Genomic DNA, 15,982 nt, shown 5'->3' on the forward strand with positions numbered 1-15,982 from the left:
AGGTTTTGCTGGACTCTAGAGTATTCGTCGCGCAGATTTAAATTCCGAATTGCTATCCAGAACATGCACCAGATGAATGATCTTCGGCGTATCGACCTCAACTTGCTGGTGATCCTCGACGCCTTGCTCAGCGAGCAGCACGTCACGCGCGCGGCGCAGCGCTTACACCTGAGTCAGCCGGCGGTCAGTCATGCCCTGGCGCGGTTACGCGACTTGCTGGGAGACCCTTTGCTGGTGCGCGCGGGTGCCACGCTCGTACCCACGCCGCGAGCCATGGAATTGATCGCACCCTTGGCCGAAGCACTCGCTCAGGTGCAATCCCTGCTGGCCCCGAACGCTTTCGACCCGGCCACGGCCAAGCGCACGTTTCGTCTGGCAATGTCCGACTATGGCGCCGCCATCGTCCTGCCAGGGCTGATTCGCACGCTGCGCCGGGAAGCGCCGGGCATCGACCTGCAAATCAGCCACGCCAGCCGCGAAGGCATGCTCGACGCAGTACTTAATGGCGACATCGACCTGGCAGCAGGTGTCTTCCCTGAACTGCCAAACGAGCTGCGCAGCACGCCACTCTTCGAAGAGCACTACGCCTGCCTGGTCGACCGCAACAGCCTGCCTGCCAATGGCGTACTCGACCTGCCGACCTACCTCGCACGGCCACACGTCCTGCTGGAAATGCGCGGCAGCGGCACGCCTGAAATCGAGCGGGCGCTGACGGCGTTACGTGAACGCCGTCGCGTCGCGATCAGCCTGCCGCACTGGAGCGTCGCCCCGGAATTCATCAGTGGCACAGACCTGATTCTTACCGTGGCTTCACGTGGGCTGCGCGAGATCAAGGAGCGCTCGCTGGTCGTAGTTGCGCCGCCGTTTCATATTCCGTCGTTTACGTTTGTGTTGGTCTGGCACACACGGCGGGGCGGGGATCAGGCGTTGAACTGGTTGAATGGGCGGATTGGGGAGGGGATAGTGCGCGCCTGAAATCATTCGTTTTTTTGAAACACACAAGGAACATGGAATGACATTGAAGTCTGGGTGGGTGAATTGTGTGGCGCTGTGCGGGTTGGTGATGACGACGCAGGCGTTCGCTGATTGTGAGAAGCCGTTTCTGGCGGGCGATTTCGGCTATTCGGTTTGCAAAGACTGGCCAGCCTATCCCGGGTTGACGATTACAGCGTTATCGCAGTTCGAATCGGGATATTCGGCAAGCGATTATGGTCCTCAGGGAAAATATGATCTCAATCTTGCCGTGGTGACGGCTGGCGATTCGAAACCGCTGGCGACGTATCACAAGACATCGGTTTTTGAATCGGATGCCATCGCCTTTGAGGGACTGCAACTCGATACCGCTCGTTACAAGCTCACTCCTGAAGTAAGAGCGTTTGGTGTGCGCGCCACGTTCAATGGCTCGTCTCGGGTAAATCCCGTGAGTGAAAAGTTGCTGTCGCTCTATGTGAAAGAGGGCGACAAGTTGCGTCCGGTCCTGGATAAGCTCATCACCTACGAGTATGGCGGTGAATGGGATGGCAATTGCGCCGGTGAGCGTTATCAATACACCCGTACCGTCGAAATCGGCCAAACCAGTTCACATGGATTCGCGGACTTGATCGTCAAGACCGTGTCCACCAGCGAAACAGGGAAAGGCCAAGGGGATGCATGTGAATCCAAAACCATGACAGCCAAACCGGTGCTGACAACACTTCGATATGACGGTAAAACCTACGTTCTGCCTCAAGGGTTCAAAGGCTTGTAAATCATGGGAAGCGATCAGGGAAGAACATGTTAACCACAAAGAAACGACTGAATTCACTTGTCTTGTTCGGCCTCATCACGGCTGTCAGCCAAGCGCAAGCGGGGTGCGAAGAAGCGCCCTTCGGTGAGCGAACGTTCACCCTTTGCAAAGTCTGGCCGGCGTATGACGACCAAACTATTGTGGCCACGTCGACATTCAAACCGGATTCCGCTGACGCGAACAACGATGGCGGAAACGTTGATCTGGAACTGTCGCTCATACGTTCATCCAGTTCGAAACGCCTGGCCAATTACCTTAAAAAAGATGCCTATTATTCAGACGCTGTGGCGTATGAAGGGTTGTCCATTGATACGGCACGCTACAAGTTGGCGCCCGAAAGTCGCGCTTTTGGCATTCGTTCGAGTTTCGAACACAGCTCGAGCGTAAACCCTTATCACAAAACCGAACTGGCTTTGTATCTCAAGGAGGGCGATACATTACGTCCAGTATTGGAAGGGCTAATCATTTCTACGAGCAGGGGCGAGTGGGATGGTAACTGCGCGGGAGAGGGCGAACGTACACAAAGAACCGTCGATATCGGCAACACAACTCATAACGGATTTGCAGATCTTGTTGTCAGTTCCACCGTGACGGTGACCAAAAACTTTCGGGTTGGAGAAGAGTGCAACGATACGTCCCGCAAGTTGAAAACAACTCGGGTTACCCTGGAATACGACGGCAAGCACTACGTCGTGCCAGTAGCACTCAAAGGTTAATCGCCCATGCTCACCGGCCTCAACCACCTGACCCTCGCCGTCACCGACCTGAACCGCAGCGTGGCGTTCTATCAAGACCTGCTGCAACTGCGCCTCGAAGCCACTTGGGACACCGGCGCCTATCTGTCACTGCCGGGTTTGTGGCTGTGCCTGTCCGTTGATCCGCTGCGCAACTCGGGACCCGCCGCCGATTACACCCATTACGCCTTCACCATCAGCGCAATCGATTTTCCCGTGTTCGTCGAACGCCTGCGATCCGCCAGCGTACAAGAATGGCGCGACAACCACAGCGAAGGCGCGTCCTTCTATTTCCTCGACCCGGACGGCCACAAGCTCGAAGCCCACGTTGGCGATCTGGCGTCGCGGCTGGCCGCCTGTCGCGTGCGGCCGTATGCGGGAATGAAGTTCTTCGACGATCAGTCAGTCGATATACCCGGGACCTGATATAGACTTGCGCCCATTCACCAAATAGTTAAAGGGACTTTCAATGACCCCATCGCTGCTAATGGCCGTTCTCGCCTCGGGTTTCATTTATGGCATCACACCGGGGCCGGGCGTATTGGCGGTGTTCGGGATTGGCGCCGCGCGTGGACGGCGGGCCGGGGCGGGGTTTCTCTGTGGGCATTTGTTGGGGGACGTGGTCTGGTGCAGCACGGCATTGATCGCGATTGTCGGTGCCCGTGAAATCGGCAGCACGGCGTTTGATGTGCTGGGCGTACTCAGCGGGCTGTACCTGTTTTGGCTCGGTTTGCGCGCCATACGGGCGAAGCGCAGCAGCGCCGATGCCCCTCAAGGCCCGGCTCGCCAGCCCTTTTGGCACGGCATTCTGTTTGGCCTCACCAATCCCAAGGCCTACCCCGTGGCGGTGGCGACGTTCACTGCGCTGCTGTCCAGCCGGGCGGAGTTGCTGCACTGGTCAATGTTGCCTTGGTTGATTGTCCTGAGCTTCGTCGGCGGTCTCATGGCCTACGCTATCCTCATTGGCATTGTTGGTGCACGGCAAGTTCGCACCTTGTATCAGCGCCATGAACTGGCGATCACACGGTTATGTGGGGTGATGTTTATCGGTTTCGCCATCAACGCCCTCGCTCATGCACTGCCGGGGCTGGTGACGAACAAGGCTTGAGGTTGAGCGCACGGATGCGTCAATGCCCGATGGGTCATGGAGGGGCTTTTTATTGCTGCATTGTCCGGAAACGCTTATCGCACCATGGCAACCAGAAATTCCGCGCCGTTGGCGAGCTACATCGATCTCTTGCTGGACGCCGTCTGTGCGGTGGATAAACAAGGTCGCTTCGTATTTGTCAGCGCGGCCTGCGAGCGTATTTTCGGCTACACCCCGGACGAGCTGATCGGCCAGCCGATGATCGACATGGTGCACCCCGCCGATCGCCAGCGCACCCTCGACGCCGCGCGCGAGATCATGGGCGGTGATCCCAAACTCAACTTCGAAAACCGCTACCTGCGCAAGGACGGCGCGGTGGTGCATATCCTGTGGTCGGCGCGCTGGTCTGAAGTCGATCAGTTGCGCATTGCTGTGGCCCGGGACATCACCGAGCGCAAGCAAGCCGAATCCCGGCAAGCGGCGTTATACGCGATCTCCGAGGCGGCCCACGCAGCGGAAGATCTGCTGGCGTTGTTCAAGCGCATCCACTTGATCATCGGCGAATGGCTGCCGGCACTGAATTTCTCCGTGGCGTTGTATGACGAGCACTGTGCGCAGCTGAACTTTCCGTATCACGTCGACGACCATGAACTGCAGCCCGAGCAGCCCGGAACCATGACCGGGCGCCTCTCTGCCGAAGTGATTCGCAGCGGTCAGCCGATTTTGCTGACCCTGGACCAGGACACACTGCCAGAAGGCTTTGAGGCATCGGTCTCCGGACAGGACTCGCCTTGCTGGCTGGGTGTCCCGTTGAACTCGCAAAACGGCATCATTGGCGCGCTGATCGTCAAAAGCGTACCGGGTGGCGAGCGCTACACCGAGCAGGACAAGGAGCTGCTGCAATACGTCTGCGCCCAGGTCGCCACCGCGATCGAGCGCAAGCAGTTACATGCCCGGTTACAACGCATGGCCCAATACGACCAACTGACTCAACTGCCCAACCGGGCGTTGCTGCGCGACCGGCTTCAAAATTCGCTGGCGCAGGCTCGCACGGACTCCGGGCGGATGGCATTGCTGTACGTCGACCTCGACCGCTTCAAGGAAGTCAACGACACCCATGGCCACGCAGTCGGCGACATGCTGTTGCAAGCGGTCGCCAATCGGCTCAAGGGCTGCGTGCGTGAGACCGACACGGTGGCGCGTATCGGTGGGGATGAGTTTGTGGTGTTGTTGCACAGCATCCACGCGTCGGAAGACGCTGACAACGTTGCGGGGAAAATCCGTCAGGTGCTGGCGCAACCCCTGCGCCTGGACGGGCAAAGCGTGAACATCCGGCCGAGTATCGGCGTCGCGCATTATCCCGAGCATGGCACCGAAGAACAGCAACTGTTCCGGCATGCCGATGAGGCCATGTATGCGGCCAAGCGCCAACATCATCAGCGCCTAGGGGCCTGAAAAATCGGCCACCGTTCGTCGCGGCGACTCCAACTTTTCTAAACCTTTGCGGTGATCGAAATTCAGATTTTATGCGGCTCCTGCTCGCCGCGATCATCACCAAGAGGTAGAGAATCATGCCTAACTCAAGAAACTCGAACTCGGGAAACTTCGCCAACGATCGAACGAAGGCGTCAGAAGCCGGTCGCAAAGGTGGGAAAACTACCACTACGACCGTCGATAAAGACCCTGCGAAACCCGATATGGGCCGCAAAGGTGGTCAGAAGTCGAAGTAGTCGCAAGGTAGTTTTGATTGAGAGGCGGGGGCGAAAGCTCCCGCTTGAATTTTTATAGAAGGAGGGCGCGACCATGAGCCGGATGGCCACCCGATTACGCACTGCCAGTCTTGTCACGTTGCTGGGCCTGTTTGCCAACAGTGCCTTCGCCCAGTCGCCCGCCGAGTTCATCAACGATGCGTCGGCCAAAGGCATGGCCGACATCGAAGCCAGTCGCCTGGCGCACCAGAAAAGCGAATCCAAAGAGGTCAAGGACTACACCATCGTGGTCATCAATGACCGCACGACCGCCAACCAGCACTTGGCGAAAATCGCCAAACAGCTGGATTTGCCGGTTGCCCCTCGCGAAGAAGTGGTCGACAAGGCCAAAGCCTTGATGCCGGAAGTGAAGGACGGCGCATCCTTTGATCAGGCTTATACCGCCAGTCAGGTGAAGACGACCCAGGAAGCCATCGAGCAGCTTCAACAAGTCGCTCAGACCACCGACGTGCCGCAAATCAAAGCCTTCGCTGAGGAAACCTTGCCCAAACTGCAGAACCACCTGGAAATGGCCAGAGCGTTGCAAGCCAGTCGCTAGACCAGGCGATTAACGGTGTTGAACGCAAACGGCGCGTGATTCACATCACGCGCCGTTTTGTTTGTGCTCAGCACTCATTCAAGTCCTGTTTGCGCTTGCTCGTAGTGGCCAGCCCCGCCAGGTCATGCACGTCTTTTTCGCCCATGGCGCGATAGTGTCTGCGTAGCGCCTCCAGTTGCTTGAGGTCCAGCAATTCCAGCCCCAGCATCGCGTTCTGCGCCTCCTTGTTCACCCGCAGCAACTCATCGATTTTCAAGTGCAGGATGTCGGTGTCGCGGTTCTGCGTGTTCTGGATCAGGAACACCATCAGGAACGTGATGATCGTGGTTGAGGTGTTGATGATCAGTTGCCAGGTGTCGTTGTAATCAAATATCGGCCCGCTCAACCCCCACAGACCAATCAGTATCAACGCCCCCATAAACGTCTTCGGACTGCCGGCCCACAGGGCGAGTTTCTGCGAGATTTTTGCGAATTTCATTGCCGTGTTCCTTATAGGGATGCGCCTGATTTTCAGACAGCGACGGCGGGTTGAAAATTCTACTTAATGGACCTCTGTTCAATGAAAAACCGGTTTTTTGCTACGGCTCTTCTTTTCCCTTTATTGGCCTGAATCTTTCTTTGTGCCGGTTTGTGTCTAGTATCTAGGGCAGTCAATTTGCCAGCATGCAAACCACGGATCGACACCAGCTAAGAGGTCACTCATGGAATTCTTCGAAAAGCTCACAAGTCTAGCCGCCAAAGTTCGTTTGCAAGGCGCTGCAATAAAGACAGAAGAAGCAACCAAGAACGCGTTTGTCATGCCCTTTATCAGCACGGTGCTGGGCTACGATGTTTTCGATCCGACTGAAGTGACTCCTGAATTTGTTTGCGACATCGGAACAAAGAAGGGAGAAAAAATTGATTACGCAATCATGAAAGGCGGAGAGGTACAGATTCTTATAGAGTGCAAAAAAATAGGCGAGCCATTGCACATCAATCACGCCTCCCAATTGTTTCGTTACTTCCATGTAACCAGTGCTCGAATCTCCATCCTTACCAACGGTCAGGTCTACAGGTTTTTCACCGACTTGGACGCGCCCAACAAAATGGATGAGAAGCCGTTTCTTGAACTCGACCTGTTGGACATCGACGAGTATTCCGTCCCTGAATTGGTCAAGCTCACGAAGTCTGCCTTCGATGTCGATTCGATCATCAGCGCCGCCGGTGAATTGAAGTACGTCAGCCAGATCAAGAAGGTCATCGCTTCGCAGGTCAGCAAACCTGATGACGACTTCGTGAAAGTGTTCGCTTCGCGTGTATACGATGGGGTGATTACACAGAAGGTCCGTGAGCAGTTCCAGGAGTTAACGAGAAAGGCGGTAGTGCAGTTTCTCAACGACCAAATCAACGACAGGCTCAAGTCGGCGATGAGCGGAGCCATTCAACCGGCCTTGGCCTCGTTACCAGTTTCTTCCGGCGGTGTTGAGCAGTCGGATGTGCGGGACGAGTTAGAGGACAAGGTGCTGACGACACTGGAAGAGCTGGAGGGCTATCACATTGTTCGAGCGGTGGTTCGGTCTGTTGTCGATGCAAAGAGGATTGTTCAGCGAGACACGCAGAGTTACTTCGGCATTCTGCTCGATGACAACAACCGCAAACCGATCTGCCGCTTGCACTTCAATCGCTCGCAAAAATACATCGGTATTTTTGACGAAGAAAAGAATGAGACCCGGCACGCCATAAACTCGATAGACGATATCTACGAATACTCAGATCACTTGAAGAAGACTGTTGGGTATTACGACTAGCCCTGTTTGCTGACTGGTAAAAGAAGCCGGCCCTCTAGGCCGGTTTTTTGCGCGGATCCAATAGTTCGTCAATTTCACATTGCCGACGGCTTGCCAAGACCAGGATGGTTATCAACTTTCTTGCAGCTCGGGACAGACGGGTTCTAGTGTCGCTCTCTCATCACCTTTTGGCTGCGTCGACTTCAAGTGAGGCAAGTTCAGGTAATAGACCGATTTGAGCTGTTACAACATCAGTGGGGCACGTTTCGCCATAGGTCGGATAGGGCAGGGCGCGCCAGTCGAGGTATCGTAGCGAACCGGCTGTACGCCGCTGGCCACAACAACGTATCGACAGGAGAACGCAATGAGTTGGTCCGCCAGACAATACGTCGCTTTTGAAGATGAACGCACCCGCCCGGCCCGTGATTTGCTCGCGGCGGTCCCGCCCGTGGACGCGCGATCGGCCATCGACATCGGTTGCGGTCCCGGCAATTCGACCGAGTTGCTGGTGGAGCGCTTCGCCAATGCCACGGTGCGTGGCCTGGACAGTTCGACCGATATGATCGACGCCGCCCGCAAGCGCTTGCCCCAGCTGCAATTCGACACGGCTGACATTGATACCTGGAACGAACCGGGGCCGTTCGATGTGATTTTCGCCAACGCGGTGTTGCAGTGGGTGCCCGACCACGCGACGTTACTGCCTTCTCTGGCCGCCCGACTGACCGAGGGCGGTAGTCTGGCCATCCAAATGCCCGACAATCTCAACGAGCCGTCCCATCGCCTGATGCGCGAAGTCGCTGCCGATGGACCGTGGGCCAGCAAGTTGGTGGACGCCGCCGGGCAACGCACGGACATGGCGAGTGCCAGCGAGTACTACTCGATGCTGCGACCGCATTGTGCGCGAGTCGATGTGTGGCGCACCACGTACCATCACCCGCTCGCGGGCGGCGCGTCGGGGGTGGTCGAGTGGTTCAAGGGCAGCGGCTTGCGGCCGTTTCTCGAACCGCTGAATGACGCGGAGAAGGCGCAATACCTCAAGCAGTATCAAGCCGCGATCGAGCAGGCCTATCCGGCGCTGAGCGATGGTTCGGTGCTGCTGCCGTTCCCGCGGTTGTTTATCGTCGCGACGCGCTAGGGCAAAAAGGGACGGATAACGCCGAACGTTATCGGTCCCTTTGCCTGGCACTCAGGTATTCAAAAATAAACGAAGCAAAGCCGAACAACCCGATCATCGAAATGATCATGATCCCCAACTCTGAATTGTCCATGTTGATCTCTAGGTGAAAGGTGAGCCGGCACAATAAGGTATCTGTGGACAGGTTCGACGCAGCGATACGTTGTCTTTACCGGGTATCGGAAATTCATATGCAAAAATTACGATGACCCGGCGTGGCCCTCAGCGCTGAACGCTGACCAGCATCATCATCGGCCGCTCCCGCTCTTCGGCCAGGGCCGGTTGCGCCGCCACCTCGGCATCACTCGGGCCCCATTCGTTGACCTGTCGGATGCTGAAACCTGCGCCAATCAGCGTATTCAGCAACGTGCCTATCGTGCGGTGCTGCTTGATCACGCCTTCGGCCAACCAGTTGGTCACCCGCTCGCCTTCCCGTTGATAACTGTCCAGCGGCCAGCGCTTGTTCCCTTCGCTATCAATCAGCCAGCCCGGATTGCGCGGTGCCATGAAGATTGGGTGTTCGATGGAAAATACGAAACGTGAACCGGGTTTCAGGGCTTCATGGATTTTGGCGAACAGACCTGGGAGATCCTTGATGTAGTGCAACGCCAGGGAGCTGTAGGCGAGGTCGAAACTGGCTGCGGGCAGGTCGAGTTGTTCCAGATCGGCGCGGGCGTATCGGATATTGGTTTGCGACGTCGTCCTGCGCGCCTGCTCCAGCATTTTTTCCGAGACGTCCAGACCGAGCACGCTGTCGGCGCCGTGTTCACTGGCCCAGCGGCAGAACCAGCCGTAACCGCAGCCGAGGTCTACGGCCTTTAGGCCTTTTATGGGCGGCAGCATTGCTTTGAGCGCAGGCCATTCGGGCGCTGCGTCGAGCCCGCTGATGGAGCGCGCCATCTGGCTGTAGCCTTGGAAAAACTCCGGGTCGTCGTAGATGTTTTGAGTCATGTTTGGATTGCTCTGTTGAGATCGTTCACGGGCGGCACCTGATGTGCGGCCGATTGGGTTCCCTCGGAGAGTGATGGCGCGTGTTCGTCGATGGCCGCGCAGGGGAGAGGGTGGTTGAAGATAGGGGAGATGCTAGCGGGTTGGGCGATGAGGGGAAACGGGTTGAACGTTGGGGATTTGTAAGCTCGATCCAATCGCAAACTGGCCATCCAGAACAATGCCAGACAGTTAAGCGTGACACCGAACCTGTGGCGAGGGAGCTTGCTCCCGTCGGACTGCGCAGCAGTCCCTTTTTGGGGGCCGCTTCGCGACCCAGCGGGAGCAAGCTCCCTCGCCACAGTGATAGAGCGCTCGTGCGATCTCTTGGTGACCAATGACAGCCGGTCATGACACGCAAAGGGCGCCTCGAAAGGCGCACGCTCTAACGTCAGAACTATTCCGCATCCATGCGTCGAGCGATCACGTCCAGCACATCGCAACCGTCGCGCAAGGGCACGCAGCAGAGCAATGCAAAGTCGCTGAGGATTACCGCGTCAGACGTGATGTCGCCTCGCATCGCGAGGTTTTCAAGCAGCTGCGTCACGGCCCGAATTCTGTAACTGGCGGTGCTGAGCAGTGAATGCAGCGGTTGGGTGGTGTTGACGTAGAGCGAGGGAAGGTCGTCGGCGTTGCTGGTTAAAGCCATGTATTCGTTCATGAGTGATTACCGTTAGTAGGTGAAACACCTACCACTCGATCGTCGCCAAACAATAGGGTGGCAGCTGTACGCAGGTTGGCGAACCGGACAACGGTGAAACCGGCAGACCCGAAGGTCTCCCACGCACAGCTACCAAAAAAAGCGCAGCAAAGTGCAGTCAGAAAAAACTCCGATAAGCTCGGAGTGAATCTGAATCGTTGTCATCGAGTCGCCAAACCCGATACGTCTTTTGGACGCGCTTGGACTATAGGCCTCGTGACAAAAACACTGCAATGCGCAAGTCTACGGACAATTCCCACCGTCGTGTAGGACCTTGCCTTTTTGAAAGTCGGCTTCGCTCGAAGCCCCGGCAGATGGGCAATCGGTACTGAATTTGGCCGCTACCGAGACCATTAATGGATTGAGAGAAATGATGCGAGAAAGCTTGAGGCAAAAGATGATCGAGGTCTGCAACAAGAAAATGGAGCAGAAGGGGCCGACTGTCGGACTCTCGTTCTACGCTTTCTTTGCAAACAAAAATGATGATCCCGTGCTTTTAATGGAAGCCGCCCAATGGTGGATCGCTGAGCACAAACTCGACCATTTTGAAAAGGCCGCAAAAATAAAGCAGATGGTAGAGCGGAAAGACTAGGAGCACTGGCGCAGTCTGTCCCGTCCTGGCAATGATTTACGCCTGTACGCAGATTTCTGCCACATCCTCAGCAGGAAAAATCACCTGAATCCCACCCAGAAAAAAACCGGCTATCAAGGACCGGTTTTTTGTCAGGGCTGCACGTCAGGCAACACCCGCAAGCAAACTTTCGTAAGGTATCCGCAACCCGTCGTGTAGACGTTTGATCATCGACAAGCTCAGTTTGCGCTTGCGGTTCAGCACTTCGGATACGCGCCCGCTCGTCCCAATGAAGGGTTCCAGGTCGCGAGGGGTCAGCCCTTGCTGTTCCATACGAAATTTAATGGCCTCAATCGGATCGGAGGGCGGCATTGGGTAATGCTCGTCTTCGTACTTTTCGATGAGCAGCGCCAGAATTTCCAGCTCATCACCTTCAGGCGAACCAATGTCTGCCCCCCACAGTTGCTCTATACGAGTAAATGCAGCGGTCAGATCTTCCTGGCTGCGAATCGGTTTAATGTCCATTACACGGTCTCCGCGTTGATCTGATCATATTGGGCGTGGGTGCCGACGAATCGTATGAAACCAAGCTGTCGCAGATAGTCGATTGCCAGAATCACTCGATATTTGTTGCCGTCGATGTTGAATACAACCCTGCCACCCTTGAGGATGTTCGCCGTTCTCAGCTCCGCCTTGACCTCTTGCGGCGTGCGATAAATGGCTTTTCACCGTGCCATGCCGCAATGCTTCGCAAGGGGTTTGAAACCGACTTGCAATGATGAAATCTGTTAATGAGGCAAGAAAAACGCTAACAAAACATCACTTTTGCGCGAAAACGCTAATTTCCGCCCTGAAACACAAAACCCCACCCACAAAAAAACCGGCCATCAAGGCCGGTTTTTTCTTTACCTGCATCCCCCGTCAAAAAACAACGTGAGACAAAAATTCGATTGGAGCGGGTGAAGGGAATCGAACCCTCGTTATCAGCTTGGGAAGCTGGAGTAATGCCATTATACGACACCCGCTCAGAGCGGCTGACTTTGTACCAGATGTGCGCGTGGAAATGAAGTTTTTCTTTGTGTGCGATGCGTTTGGCGCAGGTGAAACGGTCTATCACGGGCAAGCCTCGCGCCTACAGGAATGCGTTCAACACTGTAGGGCGAAGCTTGCTCGCGATGACGCTGTTTCAGATGGCCAATGCATGTTGGTCCTGGACGTAGTGGTAACGCGGTCGGCTGGTGTGTTGTGCCGGTTTCAGGAAGCCCATCAGTGCGTCGCGGCTGTCTCGGCAGGCGGCTTTGTGTTCCATGTCGAGAAAGTGGCCGGTGGCCTGCAGGGTGCTGAAGGTGGCGTTTTGCACGTGGTTGGCGAACAACCGGGCGCCATCGGCGGCGGTGTATTCGTCCCATTCGCCGTTCATGAACAGCACTGGCACGTTGATTTTCTCTGCCGCTTTGAGAAAGCACTGGCGGTCGCTATGGAGCAGGTCGCTGATGTGGAAGTGCATCTGCCCGTATTCATGCTCGGCGAGCGAGCTGACGTGGCGATAGTTGAAACGCTTGAACAACGTCGGCAGGTGTTTGCCGATGGTGCTGTTCACCAGGTTGCCGACCCGATCCCCATCCCGACTGCCGAGGTAATCAATGCCGCGCTCAAGGTAATCGAGCATGTGCGCATTGATCTCCGGGGAGAACGAGCTGATCACGGCTTTTTCGATGCGCCGTGGCTGTTGGGCCAGGGCGACCAGGGTCGCGGCGCCACCCCAGGAAAACGACAGCACGTGTTCGGCGGCGAAGTGGTCGATCAGCTCCAGGAGGATCTGCCCTTCGACTTCCTTGGTCAGCAATTTCTCATGCAGGTTGTGGGCTTTTGACTTGCCCGCGTAGGGCTGGTCGTAGCAGACCACATTGAACTGCGGGTGAAGGTTTTTCACGGTTTGTGCAAACGACGCAGTCGTGGCCATCGAGCCGTTGACCAGAATTATGGTCTTCTCTGCGGCGTCTGCGCGATAGAACTCCGTGTAAACCCGATACTGACCCTGTATATCCAGCACAGCGATTTCTGGCCTCATGTCATAAGACTCCAAGCAAGCGGGTATGCGCGCAAATGAGATTGCACGAGCTTTGTGACAGGTAGGCATACGCCTTGAATTTGGAGGCCCATGTCGATCCAGTGCAGTCCGGTCGACGGGTATTGTTATTGGCGGGCAGTCTGCCGGTCTGAGGCGGAACCTGAGGGTTCTCTAACCGGCAAAAAGTTTCTTAGAAGTATGTTGTGACTCGTCGGTCACATTTCGGCCGACGTCCTGATTCAAGCAGGGGTCACGTCATCGCGCAAGTGTCATTCGTAAATTGTTCGACAACTTCTGCTGAGCGGTAGGCTGCTTAGATCAAATGGATCTCTTCGGTGCGCAATGCTCGGTACTCGCCCGGTTTCAGCGCATTATCGAGCACCAGCGGGCCCATGCTTTCGCGGTGCAGGCGCAGCACTTTGTTGTCGAAGTGGCCGAACATCCGCTTCACCTGGTGATACCGGCCCTCGACGATGCTCAGTCGCGCCGCTTTCGGCCCGAGTACGATCAGCTCGGCCGGTTGCGTGGTGAGGTCTTCGAACGCGAAGTACAGACCCTCGGCAAATTTCAATGCGTATTGCGGGCCAATCTCCTGCTCGGTCTCGACGTAATAGACCTTCGGCAGTTTGGTCTGCGGCTGAGTCAGGCGCCGCGACCAGCTGCCGTCGTTGGTGATCAGCATCAGGCCGGTGGTGTTGAAATCCAGGCGACCGGCGATGTGCAGGTCATCGCTGTCCGGCTCATGGATCAGGTCGAGTACGGTCGGATGCTCCGGGTCGCGGGTGGCGCTGACGCAGCCGGGCGGTTTGTGCAGCATGAAGTAGCGTGCGGGCTTGCCGACTTGCAGGACTTCCCCGTCGACCTCGACACGGCTGAACTCGAGCACTTCGGCATGCGGGTCGCTGACGATTTTTCCGTCAACCTGAACGCGCTTTTCTACTAGCAACAGGCGTACCTGCTTACGGTTGAAGCGCGGTAGGTTGCTGAGGAAACGGTCAACGCGCATGGCTGGGGATCGGTTGGAAAGGGGCCGCGTATCTTACGTGATCGGCCGGGCGGCTGCTTACAACTGCGCCTCGACCTCGGCGCAGCGCGGGCACAGGCAGGATTTGTCGCGCAGTTCGGCTGGCAGCGCTTCAAGCACAGCGGGGTCGATACTGACGCCAAAGCACCAGCACGCCTGATCGACGGTGCGCGGGTCGGCCAGCGTGCAGGCGTTGGCGGCGCCGCAGGCGGGGCATTGGTCTGGCTTGTTCATGCAGGACTATTCATAGCTGGAGTGAGGCATTTCCACGCAGGTTCGGTTACGGCCGGCCTGTTTGGCCCGGTACATCGCATGATCGGCCCGGGAGAGCAGGGTGTGCAAGGTTTCATCGACTTGCAAGGTGGTGAGGCCGATGCTGACGGTCAGCTGCAGTTCCTTGCCGTCGTAGGCATAACGCTGTTGTTCGACATGTTGACGAATTTTCTCGGCGATCATCAGACCGGTCTCACCGTCGGTGTCCTTGAGCAGCACGATGAACTCTTCGCCACCCCAGCGGCAGACGATGTCGGAGTGTCGCAGGCAACTCTCCAGATCCCGCGCGAAACCGATCAGCACCTGATCGCCGGCCAGGTGACCGTAGGTGTCGTTCAAAGCCTTGAAATGATCCAGGTCCAGCAACATCGCGGTCAGCGGCTTGGGCTCGCGCCGGGCTTCGAGCATGGCCTGCGCCGCCAGCAGGTCGAAGCCACGACGATTCGGCAGTTCGGTCAGGCTGTCGAGCGTCGCTTGTGCCTGGATCTTGCCTTGGTAGCGCTTGATCACACGGTTGAGCAGCAACAGCACGATCAGCGTGACAAGCAGACAAATCAGCAGATTGAGGTACAGCGACTGGCGGATTTCACTGAGGGCGCCGTCCTCGCGCTTGTCGACAAACAGGTACCAGTTCAGCTCGGGAATGAACCGCACGTTGAGGAAATGGCCCTGGCCCTGGACGGAATATTCATAGCTGCCGCTGTGGGGTTTTGGCAGCTGACTGACCAGGTCCTTCATGTAATCGAGGTCGCCGAGCTTCTGGCCGATGTGCGCGCCTTGCGGGCCACCCTCGGCGCCCGTCAGCACCAGGCGGCCGAAGTTGTCGACGAAGTACACGCTGCGCTGGTAACGCTGCTGGTATTTGTCGATCAGCTTGATCACCGCATCGACCGTCAGGCCAACGCCGGCAGCGCCGATGAAACGGTTGTTGTAGTCATAAACCTTGTAGTTGATGAAGAAGGTCAGGTTGTCTTTGTTGGCGAGGTCCGGGTCGACATTGATCTCGTAGGGATCGGCCATGTCGCGGACACGGAAATACCAGGCATCGCGAGGTTCCGTGGACTTGACCTGTTTGAGCACGCCTTTGGCGTGGTAGTAGGTGAGGCTGGTGTTGGAGACAAAAAATGCCGTGTAGGCGCCGTAGTGGGTCATGACCTCGTTGAGGTAGCGAGTCATTTTCTCGGCGTCTTGCTCGCCGTTGACCACCCAGTCACGCATGAAGGTGTCGCGGGACATCATCGAGGAAATCAGGATCGGTCTGACAAGGTCTTTCTGGATTTCCGAGTAGACCGTGTCCGAGGTCAGCGGCAGCTCGGTGTTGACGATGCTGTCACGGATGGAGGCTCGCGAGGCGTAGTAACTGAGCAAAGAGGTCGCGAGAAAGCCTGCGCCCAACAACGCGATAAGCGTCAGGACCAACGAACGTTGCGAATACAGCGGCGAGTGAAGCGGCATGGCGATTCCGTCGGCAGTGACCCAATGGCAGGCATTCTAATGGCACT

General features: G+C 56.8%; 19 protein-coding genes, 1 tRNA gene and 1 pseudogene. 11 read left to right on the forward strand and 10 right to left on the reverse strand.

What is annotated here, in order from left to right; all coding sequences use genetic code 11:
* The first annotated feature begins 63 nt into the window (after nt 1-63).
* From JIO00_RS06890 to JIO00_RS06925, 8 genes are all read left to right on the forward strand, one after another.
* Nucleotides 64-975: a LysR substrate-binding domain-containing protein gene (locus JIO00_RS06890; protein WP_200667862.1), complete on the forward strand. Its 912-nt coding sequence runs from the start codon at nt 64-66 to the stop codon at nt 973-975.
* Between the two features lie 37 nt (nt 976-1,012).
* Nucleotides 1,013-1,747 carry a hypothetical protein gene (locus JIO00_RS06895; protein ID WP_083374846.1) on the forward strand — a complete coding sequence of 245 codons (735 nt, stop codon included), beginning with the start codon at nt 1,013-1,015 and terminating at the stop codon, nt 1,745-1,747.
* A 26-nt stretch (nt 1,748-1,773) separates the two neighbouring features.
* Nucleotides 1,774-2,502, forward strand: coding sequence for a hypothetical protein (locus JIO00_RS06900; protein ID WP_200667864.1), 729 nt, complete (start codon nt 1,774-1,776; stop codon nt 2,500-2,502).
* Nucleotides 2,503-2,508: 6 nt separating this feature from the next.
* Nucleotides 2,509-2,946 carry a fosfomycin resistance glutathione transferase gene (gene fos, locus JIO00_RS06905; RefSeq protein ID WP_154913790.1) on the forward strand — a complete coding sequence of 146 codons (438 nt, stop codon included), beginning with the start codon at nt 2,509-2,511 and terminating at the stop codon, nt 2,944-2,946.
* A 43-nt stretch (nt 2,947-2,989) separates the two neighbouring features.
* Nucleotides 2,990-3,628 carry a LysE family translocator gene (locus tag JIO00_RS06910; protein WP_010462451.1) on the forward strand — a complete coding sequence of 213 codons (639 nt, stop codon included), beginning with the start codon at nt 2,990-2,992 and terminating at the stop codon, nt 3,626-3,628.
* Nucleotides 3,629-3,712: 84 nt separating this feature from the next.
* Entirely contained in the window at nt 3,713-5,062 is a 1,350-nt protein-coding gene (locus tag JIO00_RS06915) for a sensor domain-containing protein (RefSeq protein WP_200667865.1), read from the forward strand.
* Between the two features lie 116 nt (nt 5,063-5,178).
* Entirely contained in the window at nt 5,179-5,337 is a 159-nt protein-coding gene (locus tag JIO00_RS06920; protein WP_010462447.1) for a KGG domain-containing protein, read from the forward strand.
* Between the two features lie 73 nt (nt 5,338-5,410).
* On the forward strand, nt 5,411-5,914 hold the full coding sequence (locus JIO00_RS06925) for a DUF4142 domain-containing protein (protein WP_010462446.1): 504 nt from the start codon (nt 5,411-5,413) through the stop codon (nt 5,912-5,914).
* 67 nt (nt 5,915-5,981) lie between these two features.
* On the opposite strand, the gene JIO00_RS06930 is transcribed toward JIO00_RS06925, so the two are convergent.
* Nucleotides 5,982-6,392, reverse strand: a complete 411-nt coding sequence (locus JIO00_RS06930; RefSeq protein WP_010462444.1) for a low affinity iron permease family protein — start codon at nt 6,390-6,392, stop codon at nt 5,982-5,984.
* 223 nt (nt 6,393-6,615) lie between these two features.
* Between JIO00_RS06930 and JIO00_RS06935 the strand changes: the two genes are divergently transcribed.
* Nucleotides 6,616-7,701 carry a type I restriction endonuclease gene (locus tag JIO00_RS06935; RefSeq protein ID WP_077749597.1) on the forward strand — a complete coding sequence of 362 codons (1,086 nt, stop codon included), beginning with the start codon at nt 6,616-6,618 and terminating at the stop codon, nt 7,699-7,701.
* 343 nt (nt 7,702-8,044) lie between these two features.
* Nucleotides 8,045-8,815 carry a trans-aconitate 2-methyltransferase gene (gene tam / locus JIO00_RS06940; protein ID WP_154503444.1) on the forward strand — a complete coding sequence of 257 codons (771 nt, stop codon included), beginning with the start codon at nt 8,045-8,047 and terminating at the stop codon, nt 8,813-8,815.
* Between the two features lie 261 nt (nt 8,816-9,076).
* Here tam and JIO00_RS06945 read toward each other — a convergent pair whose 3' ends face one another.
* Nucleotides 9,077-9,805, reverse strand: a complete 729-nt coding sequence (locus JIO00_RS06945) for a class I SAM-dependent methyltransferase (protein ID WP_200667867.1) — start codon at nt 9,803-9,805, stop codon at nt 9,077-9,079.
* 433 nt (nt 9,806-10,238) lie between these two features.
* A complete protein-coding gene (locus tag JIO00_RS06950) occupies nt 10,239-10,502 on the reverse strand; it encodes a hypothetical protein (RefSeq protein ID WP_010462435.1) in 264 nt (87 codons plus the stop codon).
* Between the two features lie 409 nt (nt 10,503-10,911).
* On the opposite strand from JIO00_RS06950, the gene JIO00_RS06955 reads away from it, so the two are divergent.
* Entirely contained in the window at nt 10,912-11,133 is a 222-nt protein-coding gene (locus JIO00_RS06955) for a DUF6500 family protein (RefSeq protein WP_229801735.1), read from the forward strand.
* 144 nt (nt 11,134-11,277) lie between these two features.
* On the opposite strand, the gene JIO00_RS06960 is transcribed toward JIO00_RS06955, so the two are convergent.
* The 7 genes and pseudogenes from JIO00_RS06960 to JIO00_RS06990 all read right to left on the reverse strand — a co-directional run bounded on the left by JIO00_RS06960 (nt 11,278) and on the right by JIO00_RS06990 (nt 15,935).
* Complete coding sequence (locus tag JIO00_RS06960) at nt 11,278-11,637, reverse strand: helix-turn-helix domain-containing protein (RefSeq protein WP_077749600.1); 360 nt, start codon at nt 11,635-11,637, stop codon at nt 11,278-11,280.
* Nucleotides 11,637-11,837: pseudogene (locus tag JIO00_RS06965) on the reverse strand (type II toxin-antitoxin system HigB family toxin); the annotation flags it as partial. The pseudogene JIO00_RS06965 and the gene JIO00_RS06960, both read right to left, overlap by 1 nt.
* 226 nt (nt 11,838-12,063) lie before the next feature.
* Nucleotides 12,064-12,137 (reverse strand) — tRNA-Gly (locus JIO00_RS06970).
* A gap of 161 nt (nt 12,138-12,298) precedes the next feature.
* On the reverse strand, nt 12,299-13,183 hold the full coding sequence (locus JIO00_RS06975) for an alpha/beta fold hydrolase (RefSeq protein WP_145307415.1): 885 nt from the start codon (nt 13,181-13,183) through the stop codon (nt 12,299-12,301).
* Nucleotides 13,184-13,496: 313 nt separating this feature from the next.
* On the reverse strand, nt 13,497-14,189 hold the full coding sequence (locus tag JIO00_RS06980) for a pseudouridine synthase (RefSeq protein ID WP_010462322.1): 693 nt from the start codon (nt 14,187-14,189) through the stop codon (nt 13,497-13,499).
* Between the two features lie 57 nt (nt 14,190-14,246).
* Nucleotides 14,247-14,441 carry a cysteine-rich CWC family protein gene (locus tag JIO00_RS06985; RefSeq protein WP_010462319.1) on the reverse strand — a complete coding sequence of 65 codons (195 nt, stop codon included), beginning with the start codon at nt 14,439-14,441 and terminating at the stop codon, nt 14,247-14,249.
* A gap of 6 nt (nt 14,442-14,447) precedes the next feature.
* Nucleotides 14,448-15,935: a sensor domain-containing diguanylate cyclase gene (locus JIO00_RS06990; protein ID WP_200667869.1), complete on the reverse strand. Its 1,488-nt coding sequence runs from the start codon at nt 15,933-15,935 to the stop codon at nt 14,448-14,450.
* Nucleotides 15,936-15,982 lie beyond the last annotated feature (47 nt).

It is taken from the genome of Pseudomonas sp. SW-3, assembly GCF_016615645.1.
GTDB lineage: Bacteria > Pseudomonadota > Gammaproteobacteria > Pseudomonadales > Pseudomonadaceae > Aquipseudomonas > Aquipseudomonas mandelii.

Bases quoted from the DNA above. Each gene is read 5' to 3' on its own strand.
- JIO00_RS06985 (WP_010462319.1), bottom strand. From the start codon at position 14,441: ATGAACAAGCCAGACCAATGCCCCGCCTGCGGCGCCGCCAACGCCTGC.
- JIO00_RS06980 (WP_010462322.1), bottom strand. From the start codon at position 14,189: ATGCGCGTTGACCGTTTCCTCAGCAACCTACCGCGCTTCAACCGTAAG.
- JIO00_RS06950 (WP_010462435.1), bottom strand. From the start codon at position 10,502: ATGAACGAATACATGGCTTTAACCAGCAACGCCGACGACCTTCCCTCG.
- JIO00_RS06930 (WP_010462444.1), bottom strand. From the start codon at position 6,392: ATGAAATTCGCAAAAATCTCGCAGAAACTCGCCCTGTGGGCCGGCAGT.
- JIO00_RS06990 (WP_200667869.1), bottom strand. From the start codon at position 15,935: ATGCCGCTTCACTCGCCGCTGTATTCGCAACGTTCGTTGGTCCTGACG.
- JIO00_RS06945 (WP_200667867.1), bottom strand. From the start codon at position 9,805: ATGACTCAAAACATCTACGACGACCCGGAGTTTTTCCAAGGCTACAGC.
- JIO00_RS06915 (WP_200667865.1), top strand. From the start codon at position 3,713: ATGGCAACCAGAAATTCCGCGCCGTTGGCGAGCTACATCGATCTCTTG.
- JIO00_RS06935 (WP_077749597.1), top strand. From the start codon at position 6,616: ATGGAATTCTTCGAAAAGCTCACAAGTCTAGCCGCCAAAGTTCGTTTG.
- JIO00_RS06900 (WP_200667864.1), top strand. From the start codon at position 1,774: ATGTTAACCACAAAGAAACGACTGAATTCACTTGTCTTGTTCGGCCTC.
- JIO00_RS06975 (WP_145307415.1), bottom strand. From the start codon at position 13,183: ATGAGGCCAGAAATCGCTGTGCTGGATATACAGGGTCAGTATCGGGTT.
- fos (WP_154913790.1), top strand. From the start codon at position 2,509: ATGCTCACCGGCCTCAACCACCTGACCCTCGCCGTCACCGACCTGAAC.
- tam (WP_154503444.1), top strand. From the start codon at position 8,045: ATGAGTTGGTCCGCCAGACAATACGTCGCTTTTGAAGATGAACGCACC.
- JIO00_RS06925 (WP_010462446.1), top strand. From the start codon at position 5,411: ATGAGCCGGATGGCCACCCGATTACGCACTGCCAGTCTTGTCACGTTG.
- JIO00_RS06955 (WP_229801735.1), top strand. From the start codon at position 10,912: ATGATGCGAGAAAGCTTGAGGCAAAAGATGATCGAGGTCTGCAACAAG.
- JIO00_RS06960 (WP_077749600.1), bottom strand. From the start codon at position 11,637: ATGGACATTAAACCGATTCGCAGCCAGGAAGATCTGACCGCTGCATTT.
- JIO00_RS06895 (WP_083374846.1), top strand. From the start codon at position 1,013: ATGACATTGAAGTCTGGGTGGGTGAATTGTGTGGCGCTGTGCGGGTTG.
- JIO00_RS06920 (WP_010462447.1), top strand. From the start codon at position 5,179: ATGCCTAACTCAAGAAACTCGAACTCGGGAAACTTCGCCAACGATCGA.
- JIO00_RS06890 (WP_200667862.1), top strand. From the start codon at position 64: ATGCACCAGATGAATGATCTTCGGCGTATCGACCTCAACTTGCTGGTG.
- JIO00_RS06910 (WP_010462451.1), top strand. From the start codon at position 2,990: ATGACCCCATCGCTGCTAATGGCCGTTCTCGCCTCGGGTTTCATTTAT.